The sequence below is a fragment of the Ornithinimicrobium carbonis genome, from assembly GCF_977012275.1.
Map to the genome: position 1 here is coordinate 3,795,421 of NZ_OZ348993.1, position 15,156 is coordinate 3,810,576.

The window sequence follows — 15,156 nt, forward strand, 5'->3', positions numbered from 1 at the left end:
CCCCGTACCAGGTTGGGGGGCGGACGACTTCCCTTCGGCCCGTTGCCGCCCCATGCCACCTCCATGACGGGTCGACCGCCGACCAGCGCTCACAGGCCGAGCATCGCCTCGCTGCGCTCCCACAGCCCAGTGGCCAGGGCATCGTCGTGGACCTGCGGGTTGACCTTGCCGGGCTTGTTCTTCTCGTAGTACTCCCCCGAGCGCCAGGTGACCCCCGGCGTGCCCTCGGCCAGCCAGACGAGACGCTGACCGCCCTTCTCCACGCTCGTCATCAGGTGCTTGATCGGCGTGTGGTAGGCGAACCGCATGATGCTCGAGGTGTCGTTCGCGAAGTTCGTGGCGATGCCGCCGGGGTGGAACGCGACCGCGCTGATGCCCCGGTCGGCGTGGCGGCGGTGCAGCTCCTTGGTGAACAGGACGTTGGCCAGTTTGCCGTCGCCGTAGGCCTTGTTAGCGTTCCAGCCCCGGCTGTTGTCCAGGTCGTCCAGGTCGAGCTTCACGAACGCGCGGTGACCGACGCTGGAGGTCTGGATGACCTTCGCGCCGGACTCGACCAGGCGGTCCATCAGCAGGTGGGTGAGCAGGAACGGCGCCAGGTGGTTGACCTGGAACGTCTTGTCGAACCCGTCGACCGTGGTCTCCTGCGTGAAGATGCCGCCCGCGTTGTTGGCGAGCACGTCGATGCGCGGGTATGCCGTGAGCCGCTCGCCCGCGAGGGCCCGCACCTGGGCCAGGTCTGCGAAGTCCGCGACGTGCGACGGCGCGTCGATCGCGGCAGCGACGGCGGCGGTCTTCTCCGGCGAGCGCCCCACGACGACCACCCGGTGACCGTGCGCGTTCAGCTGACGGGAGGCTGCGGCGCCGATGCCGTCGCTGGCTCCGGTGATGACGATCGTCTGCTGCTCTGGCATGGGGTCCGTCTCCTCGAGGGGCGCGCGGGGTCTGCGCAGAGGTGCAAGGCGCACCCGCCCTTCGTTCTTCCCGGCGGCCCCCGCCCGCGCCGGGCCACTCCCCCGGGGAGGCGCACACTGTGGTGAGCATCCAACACGGCATGGAGGCACGCATGCGCCGATCGCCAGTCCTACCGCAGCGCACCGGCGGGGAGACCGTCGTGCGGCGCACCGCTCTCGCCCTCGAGGGACTCACGGCCCTCGCGGCCGTCGGCGGCGGGGGTGCGATGATCCTCGACCCGAAGGGCGCCATGGGCCTCCGGCCGTGGATGCTGGACCGGCTGCCCGTCGTCTCCTGGCTGCTGCCCGGGGTCGCGCTCATCGCCTCCAACGCGGTGCTCCCTCTCGCGACAGCCGTCGCGGAGCTCCAGGGCCGTCGCTGGCCGCGCCGCTTCGGGCACGTCCTCGCCGGCACGGTGCTTCTCGCCTGGCCGCTCACCGAGACGGCGACCTTCGGCTACCCGTTGGAGGGCGAGCCCCTCCTCCTGCGCCCGGCTGTCGCGGCGACGGGCGTCACCCTGGTCGCGCTCGGTGCGATGCTCCGCGCCCGGTGATCAGAAGTCGGTGAGAACGCCGCCCTGGTATTCGTAGCCGGTCAACGACGGTCCCCACGAGCTGCCGGTCCACCACTCGTGGTAGAGCGCCCTGTCGGTCCCGAGGACGAATGTCGCCGCCTACCACCACTGGCTCAACGCGGCTTGGCACGTATAGGTGCATCAGACCAGAAGCGTTGGGGCGCCGGAGGAGTGACTGTTTATTCTAGTAGCGCGCCGGAGGCCTCGAGGGCCGCCTCGAAGCTGCACAGCCGTCTGAACACCCCTCGTGCTCCCTCACGCGCACGACGCGCCAACCCACTCCCCTAGGAGGGGATCGGTGTCGCCACCACGCGGGGTCGCGTCGATCTTGGTCGCCCACCAGTCATGGTTCGCCTTCGGCTGTTCCCGTGCTCGGGACAGCCGTGCCAGAAGCGCCCGTCCACGAAGATGGCCACGCGAGCCCGGGAAAAGGCGATGTGGATGGTCCGTCGCCGGTTTCCCCGAACCGGGTAGACGACCCTGAAACGCCGGCCCGCCGCGTGCAGGGCGCGCCGCTGAGCAAACTCTGGCGAGGTGTCGCGTCGACGTGCGGTCGACATCCGCACGGACATTGCCGTCGATGAAGACCCCAGAATGCGGCGGTGGAGTGGTGGACGTGACTTACCTCCCCCCCGGAACGCTACGCCGCAGAGCCAGAACACCTGAGGCCCCGAAGCGAACGCGCAGGGCGTCATCCGCCGTCTCTGGATCGATGCCCAGGACGTCGAGAATGCCGAGCGTCACGGTGGCTATGAATTGCCACTGCTGGGTTGTTTGTGTCTTTACCGGCCTCTTCCATAGCGACTCAGAACGCTGCCACAGGATGTCGGAGGTCTCCCGAAGACGCTGCAGCGTGACGGCCTCTCCTTCGGCAGCGACCGCCAAGGCGACGCCAACCAGGCTCGCAACCAGTTGCAACTCCTGCCACCGACCCGTTCGGCGGGAATTCTTGAAAACGTCGCCCCAAGGGTCGGCAGCTGTGTGCACCTGCACCGCACTAGCCATCAACACCATCAGGTCCTCGACGCGCCTTGAACTGCGCAACGGATCCGACGGATCTTGATCAAGACGGTCCATCAGAGCGTTGATGTGTGCTGCCGTTGACCGTTGGCGAGACCGCCCATCCTGGACGCCATCGAAAACGAGCAGGGAAGCGACCCAAGAGAGGACCTTGGTGCGTTGATAACGAGCGGTACCGAATCCGTACCCCTCCAAGGCCGGGGCGAGTTGACGCAGTTCCCCCCACTTCAATGACAGGAACGGGGCGACGTCAAGAGGCTCCTGCGCGTCTCCCGCAGTCGCCAACAGGGCCCGCATAAGCGCGTGCTTGTGGTAACGCGCGTTCCGGATCTCTTCGGCGTTGAGGTGCTTACCTTGCTTGTTGTAGAGGTTGAACACCTCGTGGATCTGCTGCGGGCTCGCGGAGTCGTCGTAGGTGATCATGGGCAACTTGTACTTGGTCGAGTTCGTCTCGAAGACATCCCCGACCTCGTGCCACTGCCCCGCGACGTAAAGGGAAATCTCACGGATCTGCGAGTAGTACTTGCCCTGCAGAGGTTCCAGAGACCCGCCGAGGGCGATGCTGTTGGTCCGCAACTTGAAGGGGAAGTACAGCTCTCGCTCCTGGGTGCTGGTGAGCGCCGTGCCGGTGAGTTCCTGCCATCGCCGCCGAAAGGCCGGGTAGTCCTGGCGGAAGAGCTCCGGCAAAGACGGGTCACGCTCCAGAGCAGCCAGACGGTTGACGTGCTCGAGTGCCTTCGGATGGCTACCGGTGAAGCGCAGGATCGCGGTGAGTCTCTGCTTCCCGTCGATGACCTCGTAGACCGACCGCCCCCCTTCGTTGGTCCGCATCAAGATGACGGAAGGGAGTGGGATCCCCCGCAGGATCGACTCCATGAGGATCTGAGCGTCGACGTTGGGCCAGACGTCGCCGCGCTGATACGAGGGGCTGAGGTTCAAACGCCCTCTCTCGGCATGAGCCTTGATGTCGCTGATGGGCCACACATCAGCCTCGGCCAGGATCGCGCCCGAGCCCTCCGACTCGACCTCCTCCTCGGCCTCGTCCCAGGCAGACATCCAGGCGCCGGTAGCAGCCCGTAGGCTGGCGCCCTCGGCCTCGACTTCCTCGATGAACGCGTCACGACGCTGCACGGCCCGTTCAAGACGGCTCTCCAGGGCCTCGAGTCCGGCGTTCGAGAACTCGCTCGGGTCGTCCGGCTGGATCAGCGATTCCCAGTCATCTCGACCGAGTTCCATCGCCAACAACTTGACCTCGGCGGCCCTTGTCCGACGGCCGGTCAGCGGCTGGCCGAACCGCAACAAATCTTGGACACCCAGCAAGGCAGTGAACCAGGTGTCGTCCCCGAACCTGACCTCGTCCTCTCCGAGGTCCTCGACACGAAGCGTGACCTCGTTGGGCACCACCGTGGAGTTCGAGAGATCAATCAGGTGCTCGATGATGCGTTGCTGGATGTCCCAGCGTTCGTCGACCTCGGCGGCGCCCTCGTGGTCTCCATCCTGCAGCTGCCCAGGGGAACTGACCTCCGACACCCGCGTGGAGACGCCCGTGCCTGCACCCTCGGATGCGCTTCCACCGGCACCGGCCACCTCGACCGCCCCGGACTTATCGAGTTCGGAGATCCGGTCCCACCTGTCCAGAACGTACCGGGCCATGGCACCGCTGACAGGGGTTCCAACCCACCGAGGTAGGAGCGGGAATCTGGCGATCTCGGGTATCTGGGACTCGACGCCTCGGGCTCGGGCCCCGTCCCGGAGGACGCCGTAGGCGCGCAGCAGGGACGGGGGATCGGAGAGGAAGCGCTCGGCGACCTTCTGGTCGTACTTCGCGCCGTGCGACCTGGACCCGTCCAGGTTGGCCATCTTGGCGAGGACGCTGGACGGGGGACGGCGGAACAGGTCAGCCAGTTCAGGAACCGGGCTCGGAGCGCGATTCGCCGTGGAGCCGCCGAAGCTACGATGATCGACAACAAGACTGGCCACGAGGCAGAGGACCACTTCGACCGGAAGGAAGTCGACCTGCCTGGTGCCTGGCACCGTCTGCCTCTCGAGAATGCTGCCCCACTGCGCCTCTGCTTCTGCTGGCGAGATCTGCAGGACGTCCTCGAGCACCCATGACATGTGCCGTTTATAGCACCCTGGTCAAGGCCACCAACGGAGGCTGTCGGAGCGGTCATGTATAACTCTGGGAACGCCAACGACGATGAACGGTGAGGGGAGAAGCCTGTGCAGGCATGGGGAACGTACATGGAGTGGAATGCCGCTACTTGCGAGGCCTTCTTTCCGGAGCTCCCATCGCCCGCCCCCGTCTACCTCGACTTCGAGGGGGATCAGGTCGACGCGCTTGCGGAGTTGACGGGAACGCCTGTTGACGAGGTCATCGCGCGCCTCGCCGAGGCAACCAGAGCGACCCTGGACCTGACCGACGGACCGAACCTCGTGTTCTCTGCCCACCGCACCCAGCTGCGGTCGTGGCGGAGCAAGCGCACGCGGAAAGCAAGTTACTCCGAGCCGCCTCCCGTCCTGGGGCTTCTCGCGGTTCTGAGCGCTACCGCCGAGTTCATGCGTCACGGCGACGGGATGTCTGAGGCCAACTACTACGGACGGCTCGCGCAGGTCCTGGGCATCAGCGAGCACAAGGAACTGGTCGCCGCCGGGTATCGGAGGGTGGCGGAACCGTTCTGGAGAGCCTTGAACGACTGGCTCGTCGGGCTGGACGGTCTGCGTGGACTACCCACTGCGTACGCCCTGCAGCATCGCTATGTCGGGCTGCCCCTTTCCCAGGCGCTCGTCCGTCGGGGAGACCGCGAGCGACTCGTCGGGTTCTTCCAGTCTTTCGGCCTCAGCCCTGGATCAGACGTGCCACCGGCCGAGATGCAGATCCTGCTCTCTGCGTGGATGAGCAGGAAGCCCTGCCCGGCAACGAGGACGTTCGAGTCCCTATGGAGTCGCCAAGCAGCCAGGCCGCGCATTGCCCAGACTGCCGCCGTGGCACTGGCCTCCTGGGACGGCACCTTGCCTCGCACCCAAGGTGCGGAGGGAGGTGTCACCTCTCGCGCGATGCTGCTCCTGGAGCTCGGAACCTTCCCCAAGAAGAAGCTCAGTCTCGGTGTGCTCATCAGTGCTGCGGAACCACTGCAGTCCAGAACTGCAACCATCTTGAGCAGCAGCAAGGAGGTTCCCGTCACACTGCACCCCGCGGGTTCGGGAACCTTGAGCCTTGGGGACGAGGTAGCGCTGGACTCGACCACCTTGCTCGAGGGCGTGTTCACCCTGACTGACTCGCTGAACGACTCGCAGATCTCCAGGCGCCCCCGTCGGGCGGTCCCCTTCAAGCAGGACCCCCTGTCACAACGTTGGGTCGAGGCAGACCAGGTACTTCTGGCGGACAACCTACGCATTGTCGCCCACGACGACCTCGTCGAACGCTTGGAAAACGTTCTCTCGCACGTAGCCCGGCCCGGCTGGACCAAGTTGGACAGCTCGTTCCCCGGCGTCCCCACCCACTGGTCCGTATTCAAGGACGTCGAGGTGCTCGGGCACCCCGGCGGACTGGTCTCGCCCAGTGGCATGGACGACCTCGCGTTCCTGGTGCCGATCACCAACCGACAGGTTCGGATCGACGGTGGCTTCAAGCTGCCGGGCTCCACCCGCAACAAGTGGCACGCCGGATCCCCACCTGAGATTAAGGCTGTGAGCGACGCCCCCGGCGGCGTCTCCGTCCGAGTGATCCAGTTCACCGACCACGGGGACGAGGAAGAGGTCGTCATCGCCGCTGACGACCCGAGCGGAGTGCTGGTCATTGACCTGGGAGAGCACGGCCTTACCCCCGGTTCCTATCGCGTTGACCTTCTCGAGGATGAAAAGCTGACATCCTCGACGCACTTCTACCTGGCAACCGGCAGCCAGCCCGACACAGCGCATTGGAACCGCATCGAGCCCGTCGAGTACGAGGTGGACCGAGTTCTCGGAGTTCTCGGCGTTTCCAGCAGCCCACGGGCCTTACCCGCGCCCGCCACCACTGCTATCTGCCCAGCGGTGACGTGGTGGGAGGGAGCTGTACGCAGGCAAGCCGCACCGGCTTCTCTTAGCGTCGCTCTGCCCGATCCTGCGTCGTGCATCTACACAGGACGGCACGTCGAAATCATCGAGACTCCGCGACTCGATCGCCGTGGCCGACCGGTTCAAAGCACGGTGGAGGGCCGCTGCCAGGGATGTGGCCTCGTGCGCCGGTACTCGACCAACTACTACGCGAACCGTCGCCGGCACAACCGCAAGGCGCACCACGTTGAATCTGCTCAGATCAGGTCCGTCTCCGGCGTGCAACATGTTCGGGAGGCGGACGAGACGAACTGGGATCTTCTTCTCGACGCTCTTTTCCACGTGGGCGGCGGCACCTGGGACTCCTTCGAGCGCATCGCCATGCAGATCGAGCCAACGGGCATCTTCGTCGACCATGCGAGCCGACTGTTGGAGGCACTTGGTCATCTCAACATCGGGCGCGATCCAGAGAGCCTGCGGCCCGTGAGCTGGGAAGTCACAGAGACGCGGTTGGACATCTCCCCTGGCGACTACGCGACATACCTGGGGTACTGGTCCGACACCCTGAGCAATTCCTTCTTCGCGGAAGCAGCCGAGGCGGGTGCCTCGGTCGACTCGTTCGAGAATCCCAATGGTCCAGCGACGTGGTTCAGCACTCCACCGTCGACCCTCGAAGGTTTGGACGTCCCCATCGACAGTTCTGGGAGACGCATTCTGGAAGTGTTGCCAGCGCTGAGCTCGATAGCACGGGCGCTCCCCAGGAGGCCTGACCAGGTGTCTGGGAGCATCACCCGCTTCGACCCGCAGTCGGCCTCCTGGGTGGACTCGGACACGATCGAGGGCCTGGGTGGGTTCCGGATACGTCGCTTCGGCGCGTTGGACATCATCCGGACGGAAGAGGACCTTCGGGAAAGCACCATCGCCATCAGCACGGTCCAGCTGAGCAAGCACATAGCCGCCCTTGTGACTGGCGCCCCCCCATTGGTCGCCTACTCCCGGGAAAGCCAAGAACTTCGCGTACCGAAGGGGGCGGATCTGCCAGGCCTGCTGGGCAGGGCCACGGTCTCCTTCAGCGGGCGCGAGCCCCAGCTCATGGGTCGTTCTTTGGTCTACACCACTGTTCCAGACTGGGCGGCAGACCGCATCTACGCCATCCTCTCCAACTGAAAGCCGACACCATGACCCATCCGCTCGAGGTTCGTCAGAACCTCGTCGAGACCCTCACTCGATACATCGACACCCAGTACTGGTTGAGGTACCCGCGGCTCATGGACGAGCGTCGCGAGCTGCTGGAGAGCCGAACGCTGGTCCAGGACGTCTTTGTCGAGCCGGTCGTGCCCTACCAGGGGACGGCCCCGGCCGTCGACACACTGGCCGCCTGGGGGCTGACGCCTGCAGAGGCTGAAATCTTGACGAGAAGTGTCTTCGGCGCCTCCGATCCCCACTCCGTGCTGCTGCGAACCCACCAAGCTCAGGCCCTGGAGGCCCACGCCCGTGGTGACAATCCCGTGGTCACGAGCGGCACGGGCTCCGGCAAGACAGAGTCCTTCCTCCTGCCTCTCCTTTCCGACCTGATCGGGGAAGGACGCGAATGGGAGCCCGAGACGGTCAACGAATGGTGGAACAAGGCCGGATGGTCACCGCTGCGGCGCGGTAGGACGGCAGCGATGCGAAGCCTCGTCCTCTACCCCACGAATGCACTCGTCGAAGACCAGATCACGCGTCTGCGACGAGCAATTCGCAGTATCAGGCGGCAGGGCGGGCCTAGCCTGTGGTTTGGCCGGTACACCGGCTCCACCATCGGATCAGGCGAGTTGCCCTGGAAGGGTAGCTCGAACAGGATCGTGCCCGTCGCGAACGAGATCCACGAGATGATCACCGAGTTCGACCGCGTATCAGCGGTCGACGGCCTCCTGACGTCGGAGATGTGCGACCCGCGGCGTGACGAGATGGTGACTCGGTGGGACATGGTGGCGGCCCCACCAGACATTCTCGTCACCAACTACTCCATGCTGAACGTCATGCTGATGCGCCCGCGCGAGGACGCCATCTTCGATGCCACACGTGAATGGCTCGAGCAGGATGCCCAGCATTCCTTCTCGCTCGTGGTGGATGAACTGCACCTGTACCGTGGCACCCAGGGCGCGGAAGTGTCGCTGGTTCTCCGAAACCTGCTGAAGCGATTGGGTCTCGCGCCTACGTCGCCGCAGTTGAAGGTGATGGCGACGAGCGCTTCGCTGGGCGAAGACCCCTCGTCTTATCTCGAGGCCTTTTTCGGTGTCCCGAAGGAACGCTTCGTCGTGCTTCCAGGCCGACGTATGCCGATTGAGGCACCTCAAGGTGGGCTGGACGCGTGTCCCCCATCTCGACTCAGCCATCTCATCGCCGACGCATGCCGGCCGGCCGCCGATCAAGATCCCCTGCCCACGGCCTCGTCCGACCTTGCCGCGCGGCTGGGGGTCGACCTCGGTCGCCTCGACACAGCGCTTGAGACGATGTCGACCGTAGAGCAGGACTCATTAATACCCATTCGGGCGCACATCTTCATGCGGACGATGCGAGGCGTGTGGGCATGCGTCGACCCACAGTGCCCGCTGACGAGTCGAGACGACCCGCTTCCAGTCGGCAAGCTCTACGACCGCCCGCAGCATTTCTGCGAGTGCGGGTCACGTGTGCTCGAGCTGCTCTACTGCTTCCAGTGCGGTGATGTCAGCCTGGGCGGCTATGTGGTTACCTCTCATGACGACGGCCAGTTCCTCTCATCGCAGCCGATGGAGCCGCAGACGAGACGGACCATGGTCTTCCAGCAGACCCGAGCTAGGTATGCGTGGTACCGCCCCGGTCACCCGCCCGCAGCGCAAGAGGGATGGGAGCACCAGGTCGGCGATGGCAAGGTCAAGTTCGCTTTCCAACCAGCGGAACTCGATGCGAAGATGGGGTTGCTGTCAGCAGCAACACCTGCAACCGCGACCGGCATTGTCGTCGGCGCAGCCGGTGGCGACCCGACCAAGGTTCCGGCTCTCCCCTCCAGATGTCCTCACTGTGGCCACAAGGAAACGCAGACCCGGATGCGACACGGCAGCGTCCGAAGCCCGATCCGAGCACATACCCAGGGCGCATCCCAGGCGACACAGATCCTCATCTCAGAGGTGGTAAGGAGTGTCGGCACCGACCCCGCATCACGTAAGACCATCGTCTTCTCGGACAGTCGGGACGACGCTTCGCGTACGGCTGTGGGAGTCGCTGCGAACCACTTCTTCGACCTCACCCGTCAACTGGTGCAGAAGGCCCTGGACGAGCAGGAGTCCGCGACCCTGCGGCTGCTGAGGGATGGCGTCGAGCCCGGCAAGCTTCCACCGCACGAACTGGCGGCCCACGCCAACGCCGCGCAGATGTTTCCTGACGTCCACAAGGCCTTCCAGCGACGGTATCTCGACGCCGCCACGGCGGATGACCTCACCACCATCACCGCCTTCGAGAACAGCCAACGCGGTCGTCGCGCTCTGCCGTGGACGGACGTTGTGCGTCACACCAGCAACAGCTTGGCGGCGCTGGGGGTGCCACCGGGGGGTCCGCGCGCTTCCCTGCAACGGTTGACGTCTGACGAAACCAAAGCCTGGACATGGGCGTTCGACCCGCCCACGCCTGGGCTCTGGTCCACTCTTCCCGATGGGGGGACGAAGGATGATGAGCAGGCTCGTTATCGTCGCGCTCAAACCATGGCTCTGGGCGATGTACTCTTCGGCGCAGCCGTACGCGACCTGGAGTCTGCCGGAGTCGCCTACCTGGGGCTCATCGGGGACAGCGACACGAGTGGTCTCATTCCCTCGGTGCTGAGGCTCTTCGCTATCGGTGGGCGTTGGCATCCCTACTTCGAGGGAACTCCTGCCAAGGACTGGCAGAAGAGTGTGCTCGACTATCTCGCGCGGGTGTCAGTTCTACTGAAGGTCGACCTTGGCACCCTCAGAGGCGAGGTCGCCTCTAAGGTAGAACCCCTGCTGTCGAGGGGCTCCTTGTCCTTGACCGACCCTGCGATCCCGATCGAGCTCATCGCACCCGGCGACACCTATTTCGTCTGCGACGTGTGTGCACGACCCCACCTGCACGCGTCGGCACAGGTATGCACGCGACTTGCCTGCCCCGGCACGTTGATCGAGAATCCGGCCGAAGCACAGTCGGACTACTACGCCTGGCTCGCCGGTCAAGAGGCTCGGCGGCTGGCTGTGGCGGAACTCACCGGGCAGACCCGTCCCTACCGTGTTCAGCGCGAGCGCCAACGGTGGTTCCGCGACGCATTGCTGCCGATCCCGGAGGAGAACCCACTGTCAACCCCGCTCGATGTCCTGAGTGTCACGACCACCATGGAAGTCGGCGTTGACATCGGCTCCCTTCGATCTACCGTCATGGCCAACATGCCGCCACAGCGGTTCAACTACCAGCAGCGCGTTGGACGCGCCGGCCGAGCTGGGCAAGTCTTCTCGTACGCCGCGACCTTGTGTCGGGACCGGAGTCATGATGACTTCTACTTCGTAGAGGCTCATCGAATCACTGGGGATCCCCCGCCCCGGCCGTTCCTGGACACGGGTCGTCAGACCGTCGTCAGGCGAGGCGTGGCTGCGGAAGTTCTCCGGCTCGCCTTCCGCAGCGCGTCCGTCAAGGTCTCCGCTGTGCACAACGTGCATGGAAACTTTGGGAGCGTCGAACAGTGGGCGGAGAACCTCCCCCATGTCGCTTCGTTCTGCGCCCACGACCCCGCCATCGACCGAATCGTCGACAGTTTCAGTGCCTACTCGGGCATGCCCGCCGACGAGGTAGAAGAGATGCGCCTGTGGGTGCGCAACGGTCTTGTCGAGGACATCGACGCGGCCACGCGAAGCCCGCTGAACTCGCAGCACGAACTCAGCGAGCTCCTTGCCAACGCGGGTGTTCTTCCGATGTTCGGATTCCCCACCAAGGTTCGTCAGCTCTACTTCAACCCCGGTGCCGACAACGGCGCCAAGGGAAGGGACGACGCCATCTCCGACAGGTCGTTGGATCAGGCAGTCTCGCTCTTCTCGCCGGGCTCGATCGTGATCAAGGACGGCTGGAGCTACACCGCGAACGGCTTCGCCGCCTATGGGGCCGGGTACAAGCCAAGGCTTGTAGACCCCCTTGGCGAGCCGATGACCGTACTGCGCTGCGCCGAGTGCGGGAGTGCCGAGGCGTCCAACCTGCGCGACGCCACCGATTGCCCGATCTGCCAGCACAACCGGTCACGCACGACGATGTACATGCCCAAGGGATTCATGACCGGGGGCGACCGTGACGATCGACGGATCGACGATGACGAGTCGGCTCGTGCGAGCCGACCTGTTCTGGGGTGGACTGATCTCACCGAGAAGCCTGACACCACGCTCCCCGGGATGGAGATCTGGCAGCTCGAGCAGGCGAAACTCGTGACAATCAACGACAACAACGGCGACCTTTTCGAGATGTACCGTCGAGCAAACCGTTCCGTCGTCGTTGCACTGAGCGGTTCGCTCAATGCCGACAATGTCACCAAGATCGGCAAGGCTGCCATCGGCGACATCCGGGTGACGGACGCGATCCTCGCGCTCCCGCGGCCCGCTGACGTCCCAGACAACGTCATCGCGATCTCCGAGCACGCGACTCGATGGGGTGCCGCCGCGTTGACCAGTCTGGCCGCCGCTATCAGGCGTGGAGCACAGCATGAGTTAGACGTGGACCCTGCGGACCTGCGCGTAGGGACGCAGTCTCGTCGTGTGGGCTCCACCAGGACCGCATCCGTGTACATCGCCGACGCCCTCGAGAACGGTGCTGGTTATGCCGTGGAGCTCGCCAGGCCGGAGCGTATGACAGCCGTCCTGACCCGACTCGTGGATGCCATTGGACCGCGATGGGCAGACCCGGAGCACGCCAGGTGCACCGCTTCCTGCCCCGACTGCCTACGGTCCTACGACAACCAGATGGATCATCCGTGGTTGGACTGGCGGCTCGCCTTGGACGTGGCCGAACTGTGCCTCGGTCGACCCATGAATGAGCATCGCTGGCTCGACCGGGGACCCTTCGCGTCGTCGATGTTCCGAAGCGCCTTCGACGGCGTTGAGGAACGCGAGGCGGGCGACCTTTTCTCCCTCACAACCGGACGACGTGCCGTTGTACTGGCCCATCCGCTCTGGCGCACCGACCCGGACTCGTGGAACACGCGGCAGAAGGCGGCTGCGGAAGCACTCCGCCAGGACGGGTACACAGTCCTGTTTTCCGACATTCGCACCTTGACCCTGTTGCCTGAGCGGGTCTACGGACAACTCCTGGGAGAAACGCTATGACTAAGGGTCGTATCCTGGCGGAAGAGTTCCCCGAGCGCCCGTTGATGGCGACTCTGTCGGACTTGCTCGGCATCCCGCACTTCACGACGAGCCGAGGTAGCACCGTTCGGAGAGACTTTCTAGAAAGTGTTGCGGGCGCCCTTGGCGTGCCTCAGGACGTATCGACGAAAGACGGCCTGATACGGCTGATTTGGGAGTGCGCGCATCCAGGGCAGCGCATGCCGGAAGATCGCCTCGCCCGCGGCGGAACCGTGACAAATCGAGTGCTTCAGGAGATCACCGACGGTCTTAGTGATCGGGTGGATCCCTCTGGTCGACTGGATCAGTCAACCCTGGACCTTGACCTCCAGGTCGAGGTGCAGGACTGGACCCCTGAAGGCCTTGAGGACACTCGTTCCCGCCGGCTGCAAGCGGTGGCCGTGCGGGAAGGTCGTGATCACTTCCGTACGACGGTGCTGAGCGCCTACGGCGGCCAGTGCGCGGCCAGTGGTTGTTCCACCCCCGCGGTCCTGCAGGCGGCACACATCATGCCTTACAGGGGGGTGGAGTTCGACCACGTGCAGAACGGCATCTCGCTGAGAGCGGATATTCATTTCCTGTTCGATCGCCGCTTTCTGGCGATCCATGAGACCGAGCACGTCTTCCTTGTGCGGCGCGACGCCACCACGGCTGACTACGCTCACCTCCACGGTCAGAGGGTCAGGTTTCCGTCCAGACGGCAGTTCTGGCCATCCCCCGCAGCCCTACGCGCTCATCGCCGTTGGGCCGGTCTCTGACTCCTCAGGGATGACCACGCTGCCTCGGCTGGGGTTGCAGTTGGCGTCCGCCCTATCAAGAATCGCCCGGCCCAGGGATGGCGGCAGCAATTCTTCGTCCCGGCGGACGTGCTCGACCAGGACAGTCCAAGCGGCCCCGACGCAGACGCCGTTGCCGACCTGCCGGTAGGAGTCCGAGTCGCGCTGTTCACTGGGGAAGGAAAAGTCACGACCCAAACCCTGGAGCCGGGCAGCCTCATGCGGAGTGATGACCCGCTTGCGTGATCCGATCACGGACGTTTGGTTGATGGCCACAAGCGCGGGGAAGTAGGTCGCCCTCTTGGCTCGTATGCCGGAGGGCCTGAAGTGCATGATCGTGTCCCACAGGCTGGTCTCCCACTGAGCCTGCCACTCCAGCTTTCGCCGCGACATCGGCAGCAATGCGTAATCGCTCGAGGTTCGCCACGGCCTGATCACCGCCCTGTTCTTGCGGTAGAAATCGATGTTCTTGAGGATGAAGGATCGCTTCCAGGGAGGATCATCCGCGAAGTCCTCCTCACCCAGCGAGAGATACGCATCGCGCCAATACTCTGCCCACAGAGGAAAGCCTGGAAGTCGGCGGGCCCCACGGTCGACGCCGTCAACGGCGCGAGCGACATTGACAGGCTTCCACCAGGGAAGATCCTGGATCAGGGAGTCCCAGAACGAGACCCAGCGATGCTGCTCCTCGGACATGCGGTAGGCCTCAAGATTCTCGATCTCACGGTCGTCATCGAGGATCCAGTCGATGCGCCAGTCCTGGGGATCCCACGCCTTGGGCTGCCAGTCAGCCAGAGTCGGCGGCACGAGGGCAGGGTCGTCCACGCGTCCCTGAACCAGAGTGCCGAGGATGAACACTCGGTCACGCACCTGCGGTGTCCCGCCATCAGCCGGATGGATGAGGTGAGGCGACAGGACAGTGGGCGTCGAACTCACCTTGTAACCGAGACGATGGAGGGTCGCGATAATGACCTCCCATTCGTGCTTGTGCTGGGGTCCGACCAGATTTCGGACGTTCTCGAGGAGAATCAACTTCGGCCGGCGGTCCTTCAGAATGCGAGCGATGTCCCAGAAAAGGGTCCCGCGGATCTCTTCCATGCCCCTCTGGAATCCCGACTTCGAGAAAGGCTGGCAGGGAAACCCCGCCGTCAGGACGTCGATGTCATCGGGGAGGTCCGTGTCGAGGCCCTCGTTCGATGTGGTGGCCTTGGTGATGTCCCCGTTCAGTTTGAAGTCTCCCGGAAGGGCCCCCTCAAGCCAGTTCTGGCTGTAGGCGCGACGCGCCTTGGCGTCGATCTCGGAAACGTAGACGCATTCGCCACCTGCGTGAGAGAGGGCGGCGTGAAAGCCTCCGATGCCCGCGAAGAGGTCAGCGAAACGGAAGGTCATGACTCGGATCCTAGAACGTGTGTACGGAACAGTGGAGAGGCGCGCCGTTCTAACGGCGCGC

Annotated in this window: 8 protein-coding genes and 1 pseudogene; 4 read left to right on the forward strand and 5 right to left on the reverse strand. The window is 64.7% G+C overall.

Annotation, left to right across the window (positions count from 1 at the left end):
- Nucleotides 1-89 precede the first annotated feature (89 nt).
- Nucleotides 90-911 (reverse strand): SDR family NAD(P)-dependent oxidoreductase, encoded by an 822-nt coding sequence (locus ACWHYA_RS17410; RefSeq protein ID WP_425940139.1) that lies wholly within the window; start codon nucleotides 909-911, stop codon nucleotides 90-92.
- A gap of 152 nt (nucleotides 912-1,063) precedes the next feature.
- On the opposite strand from ACWHYA_RS17410, the gene ACWHYA_RS17415 reads away from it, so the two are divergent.
- Complete coding sequence (locus tag ACWHYA_RS17415) at nucleotides 1,064-1,504, forward strand: hypothetical protein (protein WP_425940138.1); 441 nt, start codon at nucleotides 1,064-1,066, stop codon at nucleotides 1,502-1,504.
- Here the strand turns inward: ACWHYA_RS17415 and ACWHYA_RS17420 are convergent.
- The 3 genes and pseudogenes from ACWHYA_RS17420 to ACWHYA_RS17430 all read right to left on the reverse strand — a co-directional run.
- A pseudogene (locus tag ACWHYA_RS17420) lies at nucleotides 1,505-1,603 on the reverse strand (hypothetical protein); the annotation flags it as partial. It abuts the gene before it with no gap.
- A gap of 206 nt (nucleotides 1,604-1,809) precedes the next feature.
- Entirely contained in the window at nucleotides 1,810-2,220 is a 411-nt protein-coding gene (locus ACWHYA_RS17425; protein WP_448095634.1) for a hypothetical protein, read from the reverse strand.
- Entirely contained in the window at nucleotides 2,147-4,663 is a 2,517-nt protein-coding gene (locus ACWHYA_RS17430; RefSeq protein WP_425940135.1) for a DUF262 domain-containing protein, read from the reverse strand. Before ACWHYA_RS17430 ends, ACWHYA_RS17425 begins: the two co-directional genes overlap by 74 nt.
- A gap of 126 nt (nucleotides 4,664-4,789) precedes the next feature.
- Here ACWHYA_RS17430 and ACWHYA_RS17435 point away from each other — a divergent pair, with 126 nt between their 5' ends.
- From ACWHYA_RS17435 to ACWHYA_RS17445, 3 genes are read left to right on the forward strand one after another with little or no spacing between them, the layout of a single operon-like run.
- On the forward strand, nucleotides 4,790-7,750 hold the full coding sequence (locus tag ACWHYA_RS17435) for a hypothetical protein (RefSeq protein WP_425940133.1): 2,961 nt from the start codon (nucleotides 4,790-4,792) through the stop codon (nucleotides 7,748-7,750).
- A gap of 11 nt (nucleotides 7,751-7,761) precedes the next feature.
- On the forward strand, nucleotides 7,762-12,912 hold the full coding sequence (locus tag ACWHYA_RS17440; RefSeq protein ID WP_425940132.1) for a DEAD/DEAH box helicase: 5,151 nt from the start codon (nucleotides 7,762-7,764) through the stop codon (nucleotides 12,910-12,912).
- Nucleotides 12,909-13,688: an HNH endonuclease gene (locus ACWHYA_RS17445; protein WP_425940130.1), complete on the forward strand. Its 780-nt coding sequence runs from the start codon at nucleotides 12,909-12,911 to the stop codon at nucleotides 13,686-13,688. The genes ACWHYA_RS17440 and ACWHYA_RS17445 overlap by 4 nt, the downstream gene beginning before the upstream one ends.
- On the opposite strand, the gene dcm is transcribed toward ACWHYA_RS17445, so the two are convergent.
- Nucleotides 13,656-15,095: a DNA (cytosine-5-)-methyltransferase gene (gene dcm / locus ACWHYA_RS17450; RefSeq protein WP_425940129.1), complete on the reverse strand. Its 1,440-nt coding sequence runs from the start codon at nucleotides 15,093-15,095 to the stop codon at nucleotides 13,656-13,658. The two genes, ACWHYA_RS17445 and dcm, sit on opposite strands and share 33 nt — an antisense overlap.
- Nucleotides 15,096-15,156: the final 61 nt, after the last annotated feature.